Annotated in this window: 14 protein-coding genes; 3 read left to right on the forward strand and 11 right to left on the reverse strand. The window is 58.1% G+C overall.

All coding sequences use genetic code 11. The features are described 5' to 3' along the window. Positions 1-108: 108 nt before the first annotated feature. The 3 genes from IFT84_RS03305 to oiaX form a co-directional block, all read right to left on the reverse strand. On the reverse strand, positions 109-438 hold the full coding sequence (locus tag IFT84_RS03305) for a Dabb family protein (protein ID WP_192117189.1): 330 nt from the start codon (positions 436-438) through the stop codon (positions 109-111). Between the two features lie 68 nt (positions 439-506). Continuing rightward, a complete protein-coding gene (locus IFT84_RS03310; protein ID WP_192117190.1) occupies positions 507-1,841 on the reverse strand; it encodes a four-carbon acid sugar kinase family protein in 1,335 nt (444 codons plus the stop codon). A 9-nt stretch (positions 1,842-1,850) separates the two neighbouring features. Next, entirely contained in the window at positions 1,851-3,107 is a 1,257-nt protein-coding gene (oiaX, locus tag IFT84_RS03315) for a 3-oxo-isoapionate-4-phosphate decarboxylase OiaX (protein WP_192117191.1), read from the reverse strand. Between the two features lie 145 nt (positions 3,108-3,252). Between oiaX and IFT84_RS03320 the strand changes: the two genes are divergently transcribed. Further along, on the forward strand, positions 3,253-3,969 hold the full coding sequence (locus IFT84_RS03320; protein WP_197975417.1) for a transcriptional regulator NanR: 717 nt from the start codon (positions 3,253-3,255) through the stop codon (positions 3,967-3,969). On the opposite strand, the gene apnL is transcribed toward IFT84_RS03320, so the two are convergent. The 8 genes from apnL to IFT84_RS03360 form a co-directional block, all read right to left on the reverse strand. Beyond that, positions 3,966-5,873 carry a D-apionate lactonase gene (gene apnL, locus IFT84_RS03325; protein WP_192117192.1) on the reverse strand — a complete coding sequence of 636 codons (1,908 nt, stop codon included), beginning with the start codon at positions 5,871-5,873 and terminating at the stop codon, positions 3,966-3,968. The two genes, IFT84_RS03320 and apnL, sit on opposite strands and share 4 nt — an antisense overlap. Next, entirely contained in the window at positions 5,873-6,904 is a 1,032-nt protein-coding gene (locus IFT84_RS03330; protein WP_192117193.1) for a Gfo/Idh/MocA family protein, read from the reverse strand. Before IFT84_RS03330 ends, apnL begins: the two co-directional genes overlap by 1 nt. Before the next feature lie 4 nt (positions 6,905-6,908). Beyond that, positions 6,909-7,973: an ABC transporter permease gene (locus IFT84_RS03335; protein ID WP_192117194.1), complete on the reverse strand. Its 1,065-nt coding sequence runs from the start codon at positions 7,971-7,973 to the stop codon at positions 6,909-6,911. A gap of 27 nt (positions 7,974-8,000) precedes the next feature. Beyond that, positions 8,001-9,584, reverse strand: a complete 1,584-nt coding sequence (locus IFT84_RS03340; protein ID WP_192117195.1) for a sugar ABC transporter ATP-binding protein — start codon at positions 9,582-9,584, stop codon at positions 8,001-8,003. Beyond that, the gene (locus IFT84_RS03345; protein WP_192117581.1) at positions 9,581-10,234 is read right to left on the reverse strand and encodes a DUF2291 family protein; all 654 of its coding nucleotides are present in this window, start codon (positions 10,232-10,234) and stop codon (positions 9,581-9,583) included. Before IFT84_RS03345 ends, IFT84_RS03340 begins: the two co-directional genes overlap by 4 nt. Before the next feature lie 214 nt (positions 10,235-10,448). Then, entirely contained in the window at positions 10,449-11,390 is a 942-nt protein-coding gene (locus IFT84_RS03350) for a D-ribose ABC transporter substrate-binding protein (RefSeq protein ID WP_192117582.1), read from the reverse strand. A 93-nt stretch (positions 11,391-11,483) separates the two neighbouring features. Then, positions 11,484-12,311, reverse strand: coding sequence for a phosphogluconate dehydrogenase C-terminal domain-containing protein (locus IFT84_RS03355; RefSeq protein ID WP_192117196.1), 828 nt, complete (start codon positions 12,309-12,311; stop codon positions 11,484-11,486). A 161-nt stretch (positions 12,312-12,472) separates the two neighbouring features. Then, a complete protein-coding gene (locus IFT84_RS03360) occupies positions 12,473-13,654 on the reverse strand; it encodes a pyridoxal phosphate-dependent aminotransferase (protein ID WP_192117197.1) in 1,182 nt (393 codons plus the stop codon). 578 nt (positions 13,655-14,232) lie between these two features. Between IFT84_RS03360 and IFT84_RS03365 the strand changes: the two genes are divergently transcribed. Further along, positions 14,233-14,463, forward strand: a complete 231-nt coding sequence (locus tag IFT84_RS03365) for a hypothetical protein (RefSeq protein WP_192117198.1) — start codon at positions 14,233-14,235, stop codon at positions 14,461-14,463. 43 nt (positions 14,464-14,506) lie between these two features. Beyond that, positions 14,507-14,737, forward strand: a complete 231-nt coding sequence (locus IFT84_RS03370) for a hypothetical protein (protein ID WP_192117199.1) — start codon at positions 14,507-14,509, stop codon at positions 14,735-14,737. Positions 14,738-14,798 lie beyond the last annotated feature (61 nt).

Below are 14,798 nucleotides of genomic sequence, written 5' to 3' on the forward strand. Positions count from 1 at the left end.
TCAAATGCGCGGGCTTCAGATCATTGATGCGAACATGCCGTTACCGCAAAACCCCTGCCCTTTGCGCAACATGTCTTATGGGCAAAGCTACCGCCTACGCCCCTAATATCAAGCATCAATGATGTCGGCGGCTTCGATATCGAACACGAAGATGCCATTCGCCCCTCCGATGCTGGCCGCGATGATGCGCGCCCCGACCTTGGCATGCTCGGCATCGTCCAGATAGGCGTCCCTGGCGTGAGCATTGGCAAAATCGACGATGAAGCCATCACCATACCCTTTGTCCATTCCGGTTTCCGGGCTGACATTGGCCCCGGCATGCACGGCCAGAAGGCCCGGAATATGGGCCTTCAACGCAGCGATATCGGCATAGATGGCGTTTTTCTCAACGGAGGAGGTATCGGTCTTGAACCGGATGAAAACGCAATGTCGAATCATATGCCCTCCCCAAGCATTTACACTTGGGTTCAAGGCTTACAAAGCAATGCCGCCAGTGACAAGAGCGTTCAAGCCGGATTGCCAGCGCGGATCATGCTGAAGTAATCGTCGTTGCCAACCTGCCCTCCCTTCAACGCCACCTCCATGCCGTCGATCTGTGGATCGGCGGAATGGGCGACGCAAAGCGGAGAGCCCGGCGTTTGTGGCAGTGGCAGACGCAGGGTCAAAGCCTGCACATTCAATTGACCCAACGCATGACTGGACGTATCTCCGCCCGCAATCACCGCGCGGGATAGCCCCGCACCGGTCACGAGTTGATAGAGAATGCGGCCCAGATTCTGGCCGAGCCGGTGGCGGGAGCCATCCTCAAAGCCAATGGCGGCACCCCGATCCGTTTGCGAGCCGAGCGCCGTATACAGAACCACGCTGCGCCCCGCAGCCAGACTTTTGAGACCCGCTGCTACGCCACGGGCGATTTCTGCTTCCGCATCGGTTGACGACAAGACAAGTGGATCAATCTGCACCCCATCAAACCCGTTGTCGATGGCGTGACGAATCTGGCGCTCGGTCGTGGGAGAAACGCTGCCGGACACGACCGCCAGCCGATCAACCGGACCGGGGGCGGCAAAGCTTTGCTGTCCACCGGTCAGCCCTTGGATACTCCACTCCGGCACCAGCGCATATTCAACCCCGGACGAGCCGCAAACGAACTGTCCGCCGTGCAAACGTTTGCGCCAGAGCTGATGGCCCGCTTGCTTTTGTGTGTCCGGTGCATCGACATCGAACAGGACGATGGCCTTGCCGGAGTCGTAAGCAGCGTCCGTTGCTGCATCTGCATCATTGCGCAGCGCTGCGATATCGACAAGAGCTGTCGTCAACGCGGTCTGGCGGGAGAGGTGAATTGCCAGATCTGCTTCATCCATTGGTGTGACCGGATGCCGGCTCATGACCGGGTGGCGGTCAATGCGGAAATTTTCACCCCGATAGGCAGCAAACAGATGACCGAAAGCGGTGTAACGGCGAATTTGCGGTGCGCCGACAATCAATGGCACGACCTGCTCACCAAACACGTCCCGCCCGATTTCGATGGCGCGGCCAATATTACCTATGGCCGGGCTCGAATCGAAGGTTGAACAAACCTTGTAATGGCAGAGATCGGCGCTCAGGCTTTTCAGCCAGACGAAGGCTTCGCGAAGATGGGTCTCCATCCACTCCGGCGTTTCGCTGCGGCTGGTTCCCGCAAGGCCAAAGGCCTTTGCTGTAGAAAACCGGGCCAAAAGGTCCGCGTCCGGCACCCGGAGAAACAGCACCGTTTCCACGCCCTGCGAGGCCAAGGCCTCCATGACATCGGTGGAGCCGGTCAGATCGTCGCCGTAATAGCTGAGAAGAGGCTGTGTGCTCATGGTCTAACCTTACGCTGCCGTGCCATCGCCGAACTTGTCGAGCGACTGCTGCAACTCGATATGGTCCCTAGCATAGGTTTGCAGCGGAATGCCTGCCACGGCCGCGGCCCAGGCCTGCTGTACGGCGCGCACGCCTGCCCCCGCGCCGCCGGGATGGCTGACAATGCCGCCGCCGCAGAGATACAGAAGATCGGTAGAGCGGCCGGTGCGCTCATAGGTTTCCGGGGCCTGCCCGCCCCATTGGCCGGAACCGGCCACGGGCAAGGGGCAATCTGCGGCAGAAAACATGGGTGTACTGACGGCCTTGAAGGATGTGACGAAGCTTTCGTCCGGCTCCCAGTATTTGACGCGGATACCGTTGATCTGAAACTGGTCAACACCCAGCAACCGCCAGAACTGCTGCCAGACGGTGAATTCCATGCCGATACCGGCGTGGCGCGTCAGCACATCCCAGCCATTGCGGTGGGCGTGGATCACCAGGTTGGAGCGTTTGCGCAAAAAGGCCATCCCGCCGAAACCGACGGAATTGATGTTGACGACGGCGCAATTGCCACCTGCATTGACGACGATATCATGGTTGAGCATCATCTCATCCGGGTCGGCGTGGGAGATGCCGAAAGCATACATGACCTTTTTGCCGGTCTTTTGTTCATGGTCCAGAATTTTGGGCATGATGGCTTTGACGCGCTGCTCCAGCGGCGAATAGGCCGGGCTCATCAGCTTTTCATCGTCCTTGATGAAATCCACGCCGGACTGCACGAGATCGCCCACCAGTTCGGCTGTCTCATGCGGCCTAAGGCCCAAGGCAGGCTTGACGATGGTCCCGATGATCGGACGATCATAAACCCCAGTGAGTTTACGGCTGCCGGGAATGCCGAATTGTGGCCCGAGATGCGCGTGCCCGAACTCCGGGGGCAAATGCATATCGACAATACGGATGCCGGTCATGCCCTTGATCGAATAGGCACCACCGATACAGATGGTCATCAACGCCGATAGATCGGTGCCCACAGCATCCAGCGGAAAATCGATATCGACATCAGCGCGGTTGAACACGGTGTGATCGCCGCCCTCATCGGGAAAAGACGCCTTGTCATGGGATTCCAGCGGGCGGATGGCGGTTACGCGCGCTGCTACGCGCGCCTTCAGCTCCTCGGTCTCGCCCGGTACGGCCACAAATGTGCCGGTGGATTGATCGCTGGCAATCTTGGCCGCCAGCGCTTCCACGCTGCCGGGGGTCTCAATCCTGTAAGTCAGTCGGATCACGCAATTTCTCCGGTGTCTGAAACGCTTATAATGTGGTAAACTGGTATAATGAGTATGACAGCTACGCAAGTACCATCTGTCCGCGCGGGTCCTCTGGACCAGTTTTAACGACCCTGTTATCTGATGATCAGATGAGGAATTTATAATGGACCGCGCTGAACCGATCATTCGTAGAAAACTGGCTGACGAGGTATTCGACCGCCTGAAACGGCTGATTGAAGACGGTGAGTTGAAACCGGGCGACGAAATGCCCTCCGAGCGCACCCTGATGGAGCGGTTTGGCGTGGGACGTCCGGCCATTCGTGAAGCCATGCAGGCGCTGGCCAACAACGGTCTGGTGGAAATTTCCCACGGGGAGCGCGCCAAGGTGCTGCAACTTACCGCACAGTCCATTTTCCGGCAGGTGGATGTGGCGGCGAAAATCATGCTGTCCGGCTCGTCCGATACGTTGGAGCACCTTAAAAACGCTCGCCAGTTTTTTGAGCGTGGCATGGTTCGAGAAGCGGCAAGCAAGGCAAGTGAGGCGCAGATTGCGCGCCTTAAAGAGACGCTGGACTCGCAAACACGCCAACTGGGTGACCCCGAGGCCTTTATCTCAGCCGACATGGATTTCCACATGCAGATTGCGGAGATTTCGGGCAACCCGATTTTCGCCGGAGTCAGCACAGCCATGCTCGGCTGGCTGCGCCAGTACCATACGGAAGTGCTGATCTGGACCGGCAAGGAAAACATGACCCTTCTGGAGCATCAGGAAATCATTGAGTGCATTGAGCGGCATGATCCGGACGCCGCCGAGGATGCCATGGTGAAACATCTGGAACGCTCCCGCGCACTGTACATTCTGAAACCTCGCGGCGATTAGGACATTCTCGCAATGGCGTAGGGCGGCAACGAAACTTCGCTATCCGTGACCGGCGCGTCCACAAGCCTCTGACCATTCGCAAGACTGTCCGCATCCATGACGGAAATCGCGTTCCAGCTATTCTCAAGCCGAACCGTCTGCGGGCGTGGAGTGATGTTGGCGAGCCAAAGCACCGGCGTCCCACCATCCACCTCAGCAGCAAACCCGCGAATACGTGTCTCGTCGTTGGACGTCACCCGGTGGCAAGCGGCACCGGCAAGCGCTCCAATGGCCTTGACGGCTTCAAACAGCGGACGGGGCTTACCCTCCTCAACCGGTTCACCCTGACCGGCGATAAGGCCAAACGGACCTGCGAGTGTGGACACCGTCAGCACATCCAGCCCCGCAGGTGCCACCGTCGCCATATAGGCGATGGTCCAGGCCGCACCGAACAGCCCGTTGTGACGGGGGTCAACGTTTGCCATCGCAATTCGCTTCAGTCCGGGATTGTCCTTGGTCGCGCTGCCATAGGGGTTCTGGCGCATGGCAATGGTGGACGGTCCAATATGATAGGGCTTGTCCCCATAGATCGCACGCACCGAACGCACCACAAAGGCCAGCGCTTCCATGGTTTGCATCACGCTCACATCATCCGCTGCGTGGACGATGGGGTTGGTGCAGTGGGTCACGATGTCGATGGGCGCGCCGGGAACGCGCTTGCGATTCAATTCGGGAAAATAGCTGAACATGCCGCCGGCCAGACGCACATCAGGAAATGCGCTGCGCGCTGCTGCGTACACATCCTCCAATGGCGGGCAAGCCGGCCAGACACTGCCGGGTGGTGTCGATTGACGATCCACCGAGGGCGACACGGCAAGCGTATCCAGCACCAGACCGGCCTCAACGACCTGCATTTTTACCCGGCTAAATTCCGTATTCAAAGGTTCGATACAAGGGACAACACATTCCAGTGTCACGCGCAGTCCGGTTGCCGCTGCTATAAGGGCAAAGCCTCTGAGCGCGTCCACGCCATGACCGGCGGTTGGGTCAAAATGGCAAATCAGATGCTGCGCGGCGGATTCAAGCGCCAGTTTGATGGCCTGTTGCTCGGCTAACGCATCTTCCGGGCGCAGACCGAGTCCCAGTTCCGGCATTCGGCCCGTGACGTCTCCAATGGACACATGAACCGGTTCGTTGCGGGTTTCACCGACTGGCCCTTGCCCCTCAGTGTCCAGCGTCACGGACTGGTGCAGCGTCTCGCCCGCTTGTAAACTATAGGGCCATGGCAGCGCCAGAGGGCGCACATAGGTCTTGAAGGAGCCGTCGGTCCATTGCCTCTGGTCCTCCATTTCAAAAACGTCGCCGTCCATCCGGCAGGTCGCCGTCACGCCATCGGTGACCGTATGGGTAATGGATCGCATGTCCTGAAACGGCTGCCACGGCTCGATCAAATCAGGGAATGTCGCCTGCTCGATGGAGCCATCGGTATGCTCTACTGTAACCGGCGAACCGGCAAGCCCGACAATGGGATGAAGCACACAAAACCCGGCACGCGCGGTCTCAAAATCCTTGTCCGGGGTAAAGGCCGCAGTAAATGTCAGCCGATGAGCATTCGCGCTGATATCTGCATCGCAGGTAAGGCGCGCACCATCCGGTGCGGTAAACATCGCCCGGTAGGTGACACGAAAGCCTTCGTCCCGCTCGACAACCTGCAAAGCCGAAACCTCTGCTTCGCACGTACCCCAATCCCGATCCCGCACCAGAAAGGACAGGCCGCGCAGCACCTCAACGCCGCCGAAGGCGATGCAGCGCAGATTGCCGCCGATCAGTTCGGCGGTCAGCGCACCAGCTTTCAGAATTTGTGTTTCCGGCTCACATTCGCGTGTTCCGGTCAAAAAGAACGGCTCGCTCAGAACAGGGTCCATTACAGGAATTCCTGAAGCTCAACCGTCTGCCCACGTTCGGCACTGGCATAGGCGGCTTCCACCAGGGCGAAGGTTTTGAGATTGTCATGGCCGGACGTATCGGGCGGACGGTTGCTGGAAAGTGCATTGACCCAATGCTGCTGAATAGCGGCCACGCTTTCCTGAATATTGTGCCAGGGGCGCGAGGCCCATGGCAACAGAGTGGGCGGCACGTCGGATACGGTGGTGCCGGACGGTCCGTGTACCGTCAGCCGGTAATCCTTGCCCAGCCGCAGCGTGCCGAGCGTACCATCCACTTCCAGCAGCGTTTCTGGAAACGGCTCGACAGGCAGTTTCGTCGCATAACTGCAATCGACGATGGAGGTCATGCCATCGGCATGGGCGAGCAACATCGTTGCGACATCTTCCCCGGCAATGGCGGGATTGACGCGGGATGTACGGGCCGTAATCGCCGTTGCATCCCCGAACAGGAAACGGGCAATATCAAGCGAATGAATACCGAGATCCTCGATGATGAAGCGCTTGCCCTTGGCGAGATAGGGCTGGCCGGAAAACACATCGAAGCCGGAGCGGAACGACACCCGTCCCCAGAACGGCGTGCCGATATCGCCACGGTCAATCACCGCGCGTGCGGCCTGTATCGGTGTCTGCCAACGGAAGTTTTCATGGATCATCAAAGGCACGCCAGCCGCGTCGCACGCGGCAACCATGGCCTTTGCGTCGGCCATGGAGGCGGCAAACGGCTTTTGGCAAATCACTGGAATACGGTTTCTGGCCGCCAATTCCACCAGAGGCCGGTGGCTGGGAACGGTGGTGGCGATATCGACAAAATCAAAGCCGCCATCGGCAAACAGATCATCGGCGGAGGCGTAGCGCCGCGCAATGCCAAAGGCATCGCCCACGGCTTTCAGCCGCCCGGGGTCCCGGTCACAAATGGCGACAATGTCCGCCCCTCTGGCATCCTGCCAGCCGTGCATCTGGTTGACGGCGAAGAAGCCGCAGCCGATCAAGGCACCTTTCAAATCACTCATGATCTCACCCGTTTTTCGCCAGTTGCATCAGGGTCACGCGCTGCTGCAAGCGGCGCTGTGCCTGATCCACCACCACGGCCACCACGATCACGAGGCCCTTGATGACCATTTGCCAGAAGGAACTGACACCCATCATCACCAGCCCATCCGACAGAATACCGATGACGAACGCGCCGACAATGGTGCCGCCGATGGTGCCGCGCCCGCCCGACATAGACGTACCCCCCAGAACCGCCGCCGCAATGGCGTTCAGTTCGTAGGAATTGCCGGTCGCTGGGTGCGAAGCCATCAGTTCGGACGAGGTGACGAGGCCGACGATTGCCGCGCAGAAGCCTGAAAACATATAGACCGCAATCTTCACCCGGTCCACGCGGATACCGGACATACGGGCTGCCCGCTCATTGCCGCCAACTGCGAAGATATGCCGCCCAATCGGCGTATAGCGCGCCACATAGGCAGCGGCGAGCGCCACCACGATCAGCATCCAGATGGATACCGGCAAGCCGATTAGACGCCCGGAGCCCAGAAACGCAAAGCCGGTATTGCCCAGTTCAGGCTTGCCGACGAGGTTTGGAAAGGTCTGCCCGTCCGATGACAGAAGCGCAAAACCACGGGCCATATAGAGGGTGCCGAGGGTGGCGATGAACGGCGCGACATTCAGCTTGGTAATCAACAGGCCGTTGATGAGCCCGATAATAATGCCCACGACCAGCGTGATCAGCGCGACTTCGACGATGTTGAAGTAAATTGTATAACCAAACTGTAGATCGACCCCGTAAAGGATCAACCCGCCCGCCACCATGCCGCACAACCCGACGATGGAGCCGACCGACAGATCGATACCGCCGGTGACAATTACGAAGGTCATGCCCATGGCAAGGAACGCGTTCAACGCCACATGCTTCGACATGAGAATGAGATTGGCGGTGGAGAGAAAGTTGGGCGCGAAAATTGCGAAGAAGGCAAACACTGCAAACAGCGCAATGAAAGTGCGCAGCTTCATCAATGTCAGCAGAATGGAGCCACTGGTGGGCTTGGCCGGAACGGCTACGGTGGTTGCGCTGGTCATGACGCATTCGTCCTTATTGTTTCTGTCCTACGCATTTTCTTGACGCGAACCGGTGCCCACTTCGCGGGAAAATGCTTTGTGCCCCTCGGCAGAAGCGGCGATCACGGCGGCTTCGGTCGCGTGTTCGCGATCCAGCACGGTGATCAGCCGCCCGTTGCTCATCACCGCCACGCGGTCTGACAGGGCCATGACCTCTTCGAGGTCTGACGTGGAAAACAGGATGGCAAGCCCCTCGCCCGCCAGCCTGCGCATGGTGCGAAACACATCGGCCTTCGCGCCGACGTCAATGCCCCGGCTCGGCTCATCCATCAGCAAGACCTTTGGGCCCGTCATCAACGCCTTGCCAATGACGACCTTCTGCTGGTTGCCGCCGGACATGGAGGTAACCTCAAAATCCGGATTGGGGGCCTTGATGGCGAGATCGGCAATCGCTTCACGAATGGCCGATTTCTCCTTGACGCCACCGATATGGAAACCCCAGCGCACCAGCCGGTTCAGACTTGCCAGCGTCAGATTGTTGGCAATGGACAGGATTTGCACCAGCCCTTCACGCTGCCGGTCTTCCGGGATCAAAGCAAGGCCCTGACGAATGCGGCGGGTGGTATCCCCCGCACTGATATCCTTGCCCTCGATGAACACCTTGCCGGTGGAATGGGTATGGCGGCCCATGATGCACTCGAACAGTTCGCTGCGTCCGGCACCCATCAATCCGTAAATGCCGAGAATTTCACCGGCGCGTACCGACAGGCTGACGTGATCGACAGCAAAGCCGCCCTGGACGCGCGGCAGACAGACATCTTCGACCCGAATGGCTTCGCTGCCAATCGTGTGCGATACGGACTTGGCAAAATCCTTGGCATCAGAGCCGATCATGGACCGGACGATCCATTGGGTATCGATGTCTTTCACCTGTGCCTGACCGGTGATCTGGCCATCACGCAGAACGGTAATGTAATCGCCGATGCGCATGAGTTCTTCCAGCCGATGTGAAATGTAGACGATGGCGACGCCTTGCGCCTTTAACTCCGCGATGACCTTGAACAGGATATCCACTTCGGCCGCACTCAGCGCCGAAGTCGGTTCATCCATGATCAGGATACGGGCCTTGAGAGATACGGCCTTGGCGATTTCCACCATCTGCTGTTGGCCGATGGGCAAATCTTCCACCAGCGTATCCGCATTGATGCCCGCTTCCAGCCGGTTCAAAAATTCGTTCGCTTTATCCACCTGCGCCTGATGGTCGATACCGCGCAAGCCCCGCGTCAGTTCGCGTGTGGCAAAGATGTTTTCGGCCACCGACATGTTGGAAAACAGGTTCAGCTCCTGAAACACCATGCCGATGCCGTTGGCGACCGCATCAGCGGGTGAATCGAACTGCACCGGTTTTCCATCCAGAATGATGCGCCCGAGTGTTGGCCGTTCCACGCCTGCGATAATGCGCATCAGCGTGGATTTGCCCGCGCCGTTTTCGCCCACCAGCACATTGACGGCGCCACGGCGCAGCCGGAGATTGGCCTTTTTCACCGCAACAATGCCGGAATAGACCTTGGTCACATCTTCCAGTTCGAGGACGCAATCGTCCGGCGGTGTAACCCTGTCGACGGTGTTCATGTGCCGGGCTCCACGATAATGCGCACCGGCGTCAACAGCGGAAGCTGTTGAGCCGCACCGACTGGAAACACACCCAGCGCCTGAATGCGGCTGCCGACAAGCTTGTCGCGCGGCAGCTTGGCAAGAACCACGCTGTTGAGATGGGCATTGAAGGACTTGCCGAATTGCGCCCACTCAATCTGGTTTTTGAACTGGTTGAAGCCGACAAAATCCAGACTGTCGCGAATGGCATTGCCCTTGACGGCCGCACCGATCTGCACACGCACGTCCGCCTTGCCATCGCCGTTGGTATCGATATCCACGCTGCCTGCGCGCGATGCGGTTTCTGCCGCCAGCACCTTGCCGTCCACCTTGGCCGCCAGCGTCCATGGCGGGTTGCCCTGTTTTTCGCGGTGGCCGTATTTCGCCCCTGCGGCTTCCACGTCACTGACACTTAACGCCAGCACATCGTTGAACGCACCGGCGCGGGCGTCGAGATAGGGAATAACCTTCGTGTCCCACAGGTCTGCAACCATGCGATCGGGATTGTTGGTCGCGGTGGCCGCAGCGGCGCTGGCCTCTTCCGCCGTTGGTGTCTTGATGATCTTGCAACCGGCAAGGCTCAGCGTAGACAGGAGAAACATCGTCGCGACAGCACGAAAAATCGGCATGGTAGACCCCGTCACATCTGGAACATGTCCGGCAAACCTATGTTCGCCGGACATGTTCCAACCTCTTGTTTTGTCGCATTGTCCGGGCGTGAAAGCGATTCCGCTTTCACTGGAAATGCTCTGGAACGGGGCATTCGTTCAGCTCCCATGTCCATTTATGTCTGCAAAAAGGAGGGTGCGGGGCGGTTTACGCGCGCCCAGCACCCTCAACGCATCAGTTGCTAAGCTGGAATGTTTCCAGCTTGTCTGCGTTACCGGGATTGATCAGAACGCAATCCATCAGCTGCTTTTCTTCCGAAGGGGCTTTGCCAGTGCGGATGAATTCATCAGCCTGCACAACCGCCTGCTGCGCCTGCGCGTAAGCTGGCTGCAAAACGGTTGCCTTGATGCCGCCCGACTTGATCGAGTCGCGCACATCGTTGGAGCCATCAAAACCGACGACGATCACGTCCTTGCGGCCGGCAGCAACAAGTGCTGCGTACGCGCCAAGCGCCATCGTGTCATTGCCGGAAATAACGCCCTTAATATCGGGGTTGGCCTGAAGAATGGTTTCCATCTTGGAATAGGCTTCCGTCTGGCTCCAGTTGGCGGTCTGCTGAACCACCATTTTCAGGTCAGGATAGTCGTCCATGATGTCATGGTAGCCCTTGGAGCGAATGCCTGCATTCAGGTCGGATTCGCGGCCCAGAAGCTCGACGTAATTGCCCTTTTCGCCCATCAGCTTGACGAACTCTTCCGCGCCAAGCTGTGCACCCTGATAGTTGTTGGAGACGAGCTGCGATACGGCAACGCCCGACGCGTTGATTTCACGGTCGATCAGGAAGGACGGGATTTTGGCGTCCTTGGCCTTCTGCACGGCAGCGATGGACGCCTCAGAACCGGCATTGTCGAGAATGATGGCTTTCGCACCGCGACCAATGGCCGTGTCGACCAGTTGCGACTGCTTGGTCGCGTCATCGTCGTGCTGGAGAATGAGGGTCTCGTAACCCAGTTCCTTGGCCTTGGCTTCCGCGCCCACGGCTTCAGCCTTGTAGAACGGGTTGTCATGCGATGGTGTGATGATGACGATAAGATCGGCAGCATAGGCCGGAATGGCGACGCTGGCGGCCATAACGGCAGCAAACAGGGCAACAGTCGCCCGACGGGTCAATTTCAACATAGTATTTCCTCCTCGTGAAAAACAAAGGCCAGTTCCCGATGGCCCGCAAAAAAGAAAGGCCGGGCACAATGCCCAGCCTTTCCAACACTATCAGGTAATGCGACGAATGCTGTCGGCAATTTCCTGTGGCTCGAACACCTTTTTCCAGTCATCGCGCATCAGCATAGGCTTGCCGAATTCGATGGCTTTGTTGCAGGCATCCGAAAATACGCCGGGAGTTTCTTCAAAGATAACCGCGCCCAGAACATTCATATGGCCAAGCAGGAAGTCACGGGCAGCTTCCTTGGGAACGCCGCGGGCAACGCACTCGTCCATGGCTTCGCGCATAACGACCAGCAGAGAAGCGCACACGGTTTCCGAAAGCCCGGGCTCCAGCAGTGCCATCTGATCGACAGTCACCCGGTGCGAGCGCATAACGGGCGCCCAGATCACCTTGGCGATTTCCTCACCAATGGCATAGGCCTCTTCCGGGCCCTGCATCAATGCCGAAACGATATGCTGCTTGGCGGCAACGCCACCAAAATAGTCGCGCTTGGCAGCCAGTTCCGTCTCATCATTGAAGATAGGCGGGTGGCAGGGATGCGTGACGAAATAGGTGAGGTCCGCACGCTCTGGCAGGTGACCGGCAAAGGGAGCAGCCGCATCCAGAACGATGACCATCGTGCCGGGCTTCAACTTCGATTCAATGCCTGCGGCAACCTTACCAATAGCCGTATCCGGCACCGCCAGAATAACAACCTCTGCAGTTGCCAATGCGTCATCGGCAGACACTGTCTCAATGCCCAGCTCGCTGGAAAGACGCGCTTTGCCGGCATCGCTCACTTCAACGTGCGACACCTGAAAGCGCGAACCTTTGAGGTTCTTTGCCAGCCGGCAACCCATCTTACCACCAGCACCAAAAAGCGCGATCGTCGTCATATGCATCTCCTCAAGCAATTTGCTGGAGCCTTTTCCCAAAATGCTCCAGCGTTTTGTTTTGCCGCATTGTCCAACGCCGACGCGATACCGCTTCGGCAGGACATGCTCTGAGCGGCAGGTAAACCTAACTGGTATGATGAGTCAATGAGTATGTCACGATCTCAATGATTTGGCGTGCATAGTCGCTGGGCAAGTGCCCGCATATGTCTGCAAGCCTGCGCGATAGCATCATCCGGCACCGTCAGGCTGATGCGCACAAAGTTGCGGGCATACTCGCCGAACGACGCGCCGGGCATGACGGCGACACGCTCTTCTTCCAGCAGCTTCCAGGCAAATTCCTCGCCGGTGAGACCCGTGCCGGACACGTCCACGAGCGTGAACATGCCCGCCTGTGGCGGCAAAGGCTTCAAACCTTCCGCTCCTTCCAGCGCTGCAATCAATGCACTGGCGCGTGCCTTATACGTACGGGTCATGACGGTGGCTGTGTCCAGCGGATGCGTCAACGCATAGGCCGTCATATCGGCAATGAATGGCTGGACGCCAAACAGCATGGTTTCCGATACCGGCAGCAGCTGATTGGTGAACTCCGCCGGGCCGACGGCCCAACCGCTGCGAAACCCCGGTGCCGCGTGGGATTTGGATATGGACGAGACGACAATCGTGCGGTCTGCCAGATCCGGGTTATCGAAGGGAGAGGCAAAGACAGCATCGAACACCAACTGCTCGTACACCTCATCACAGACGATCCAAAGATCATGCTTGCGGGCCACGGCCCCGATCTCTGCAATCTCCTGCGCCGTCAAGACCGCGCCTGTCGGGTTATGCGGCGTGTTGAGCAGCAGCACCCGGCATTCCGGCGTAATGGCGGCTTCAAGGTCTTGAGCGCGCATATGAAAACCATTGGCAGCATCCAGCGGCACGGTCACGCGGTGCGCCCCAGTCGACTGGATAACGCCGTCATAAGTCGCATACAACGGATCACCCACCAGCACACCGTCGCCGGGTTCTGTCAGTCCCAGCATGACAGCAAACAGGGCCGTCTGCGTACCGGGAAAGCACATGACATTGGCCGTCGTCACATCCGGGCGACGCTTGGCGTAGCGGTCGGCAATGGCGTTCAACACGGCAGGCTCACCGCGTCCGTTGGAATATCGGTGACGCCCTGATGTCATGGACCGCATGCACTCTTCCAGCAAAGCAGGATCAGGCGGAAAATCCGGCTCGCCGATTGTCAGCTCGATAATGTCCACGCCTTCGCTTTTCAGCTTGCGCGCGCGGTGGTGCAGCGCCCATTTTCCCGAGCCGAGATTGGCAAGGCGGTTGGTAATCGAAGCGTAACGCATGGAGCCATTCCTATAGAGAGAAGGCGCCACTGGTAGCGATGGGTGTCATTGGCTGCAACCTATTTGTAAGACACGCGTCGGAGCGATTGATGCCGGCGTCAACTTTGAGTCATTCTAACAAACGTCTTCTCAAAGCGATTCCCAGCGTAATTTTGAGGCAGAAGCTGCAAAAAAATTCCGCTAAATGCCTTTTCCACAGCCGTTCACACCTTCGTGAACCTCTTGAATTGTGCACAATCGAGTTTACGCCTTAATTCTTAACGGCGCTCGCGAACATATGCAACCTTAGCGGAATCACGCCTATTGGGTTGAGCACAACTGCTCACGAATTCCCCCTGTTTTCAACGGTTTATGACAGTTCTGTGTCAATCTCTTCCTGGGCAAATCTGCCTTCACAGTTGCTGTCTTCAGCCAAAGCTGACGCCGACGGTTGCATCAAAAAAGCGGCCCCTTCATTGTCAACGTGACGTTGACAACACTTTCACATTTAGAGTCCTTCCATCCCGCATATTGAGGGCGCATATCATCACCACACGAACGAAAGAGTTTGTGACAAGATACACAGAAAGACGAAGACAATGACTAAGATGACATTGATTGCAGCCGCCATCGCTCTGACAGCAGGCAGCGCATTTGCTGAAAACCCAAACTACGGCATTCCCGCCGAACTCCAGCAGAATTCTTCGGCAGCACAGCCGATTGACCGTTCGACCACAGCTTCGGTCAACAATGGTCAGGCGCACAACGGTGCCGCTTACCACGTCAACCCTGCTGCCAACCGTTATGGCGATGCCCAGCCGCGCAACTAATTGCGCTACCGGTATCACCCTATTTATTCAAAGGAAAACGACCATGAAGAAGATCGCACTCGCATTCGCCGCCCTCGCCATTACAGCTGGTTCGGCATTCGCTGAAAACCCAAATTTTGGCATTCCTGCCGAACTGCAGCAGAACTCGTCGGCAGCACAGCCAATTGACCGTTCGACAACAGCTTCGGTCAACAATGGTCAGGCGCACAACGGTGCCGCTCACCACGTCAACCCTGCTGCCAACCGTTATGGCGATGCGCAACCCCGCAATTAAGCTGGCCCGCAACTAAACCGGCGCGCAACTGTTTGCGCAGCCTGTTTCGACTACATTCATT

It is taken from the genome of Rhizobium sp. CFBP 8762, from assembly GCF_014841565.1.
GTDB lineage: Bacteria > Pseudomonadota > Alphaproteobacteria > Rhizobiales > Rhizobiaceae > CFBP-8762.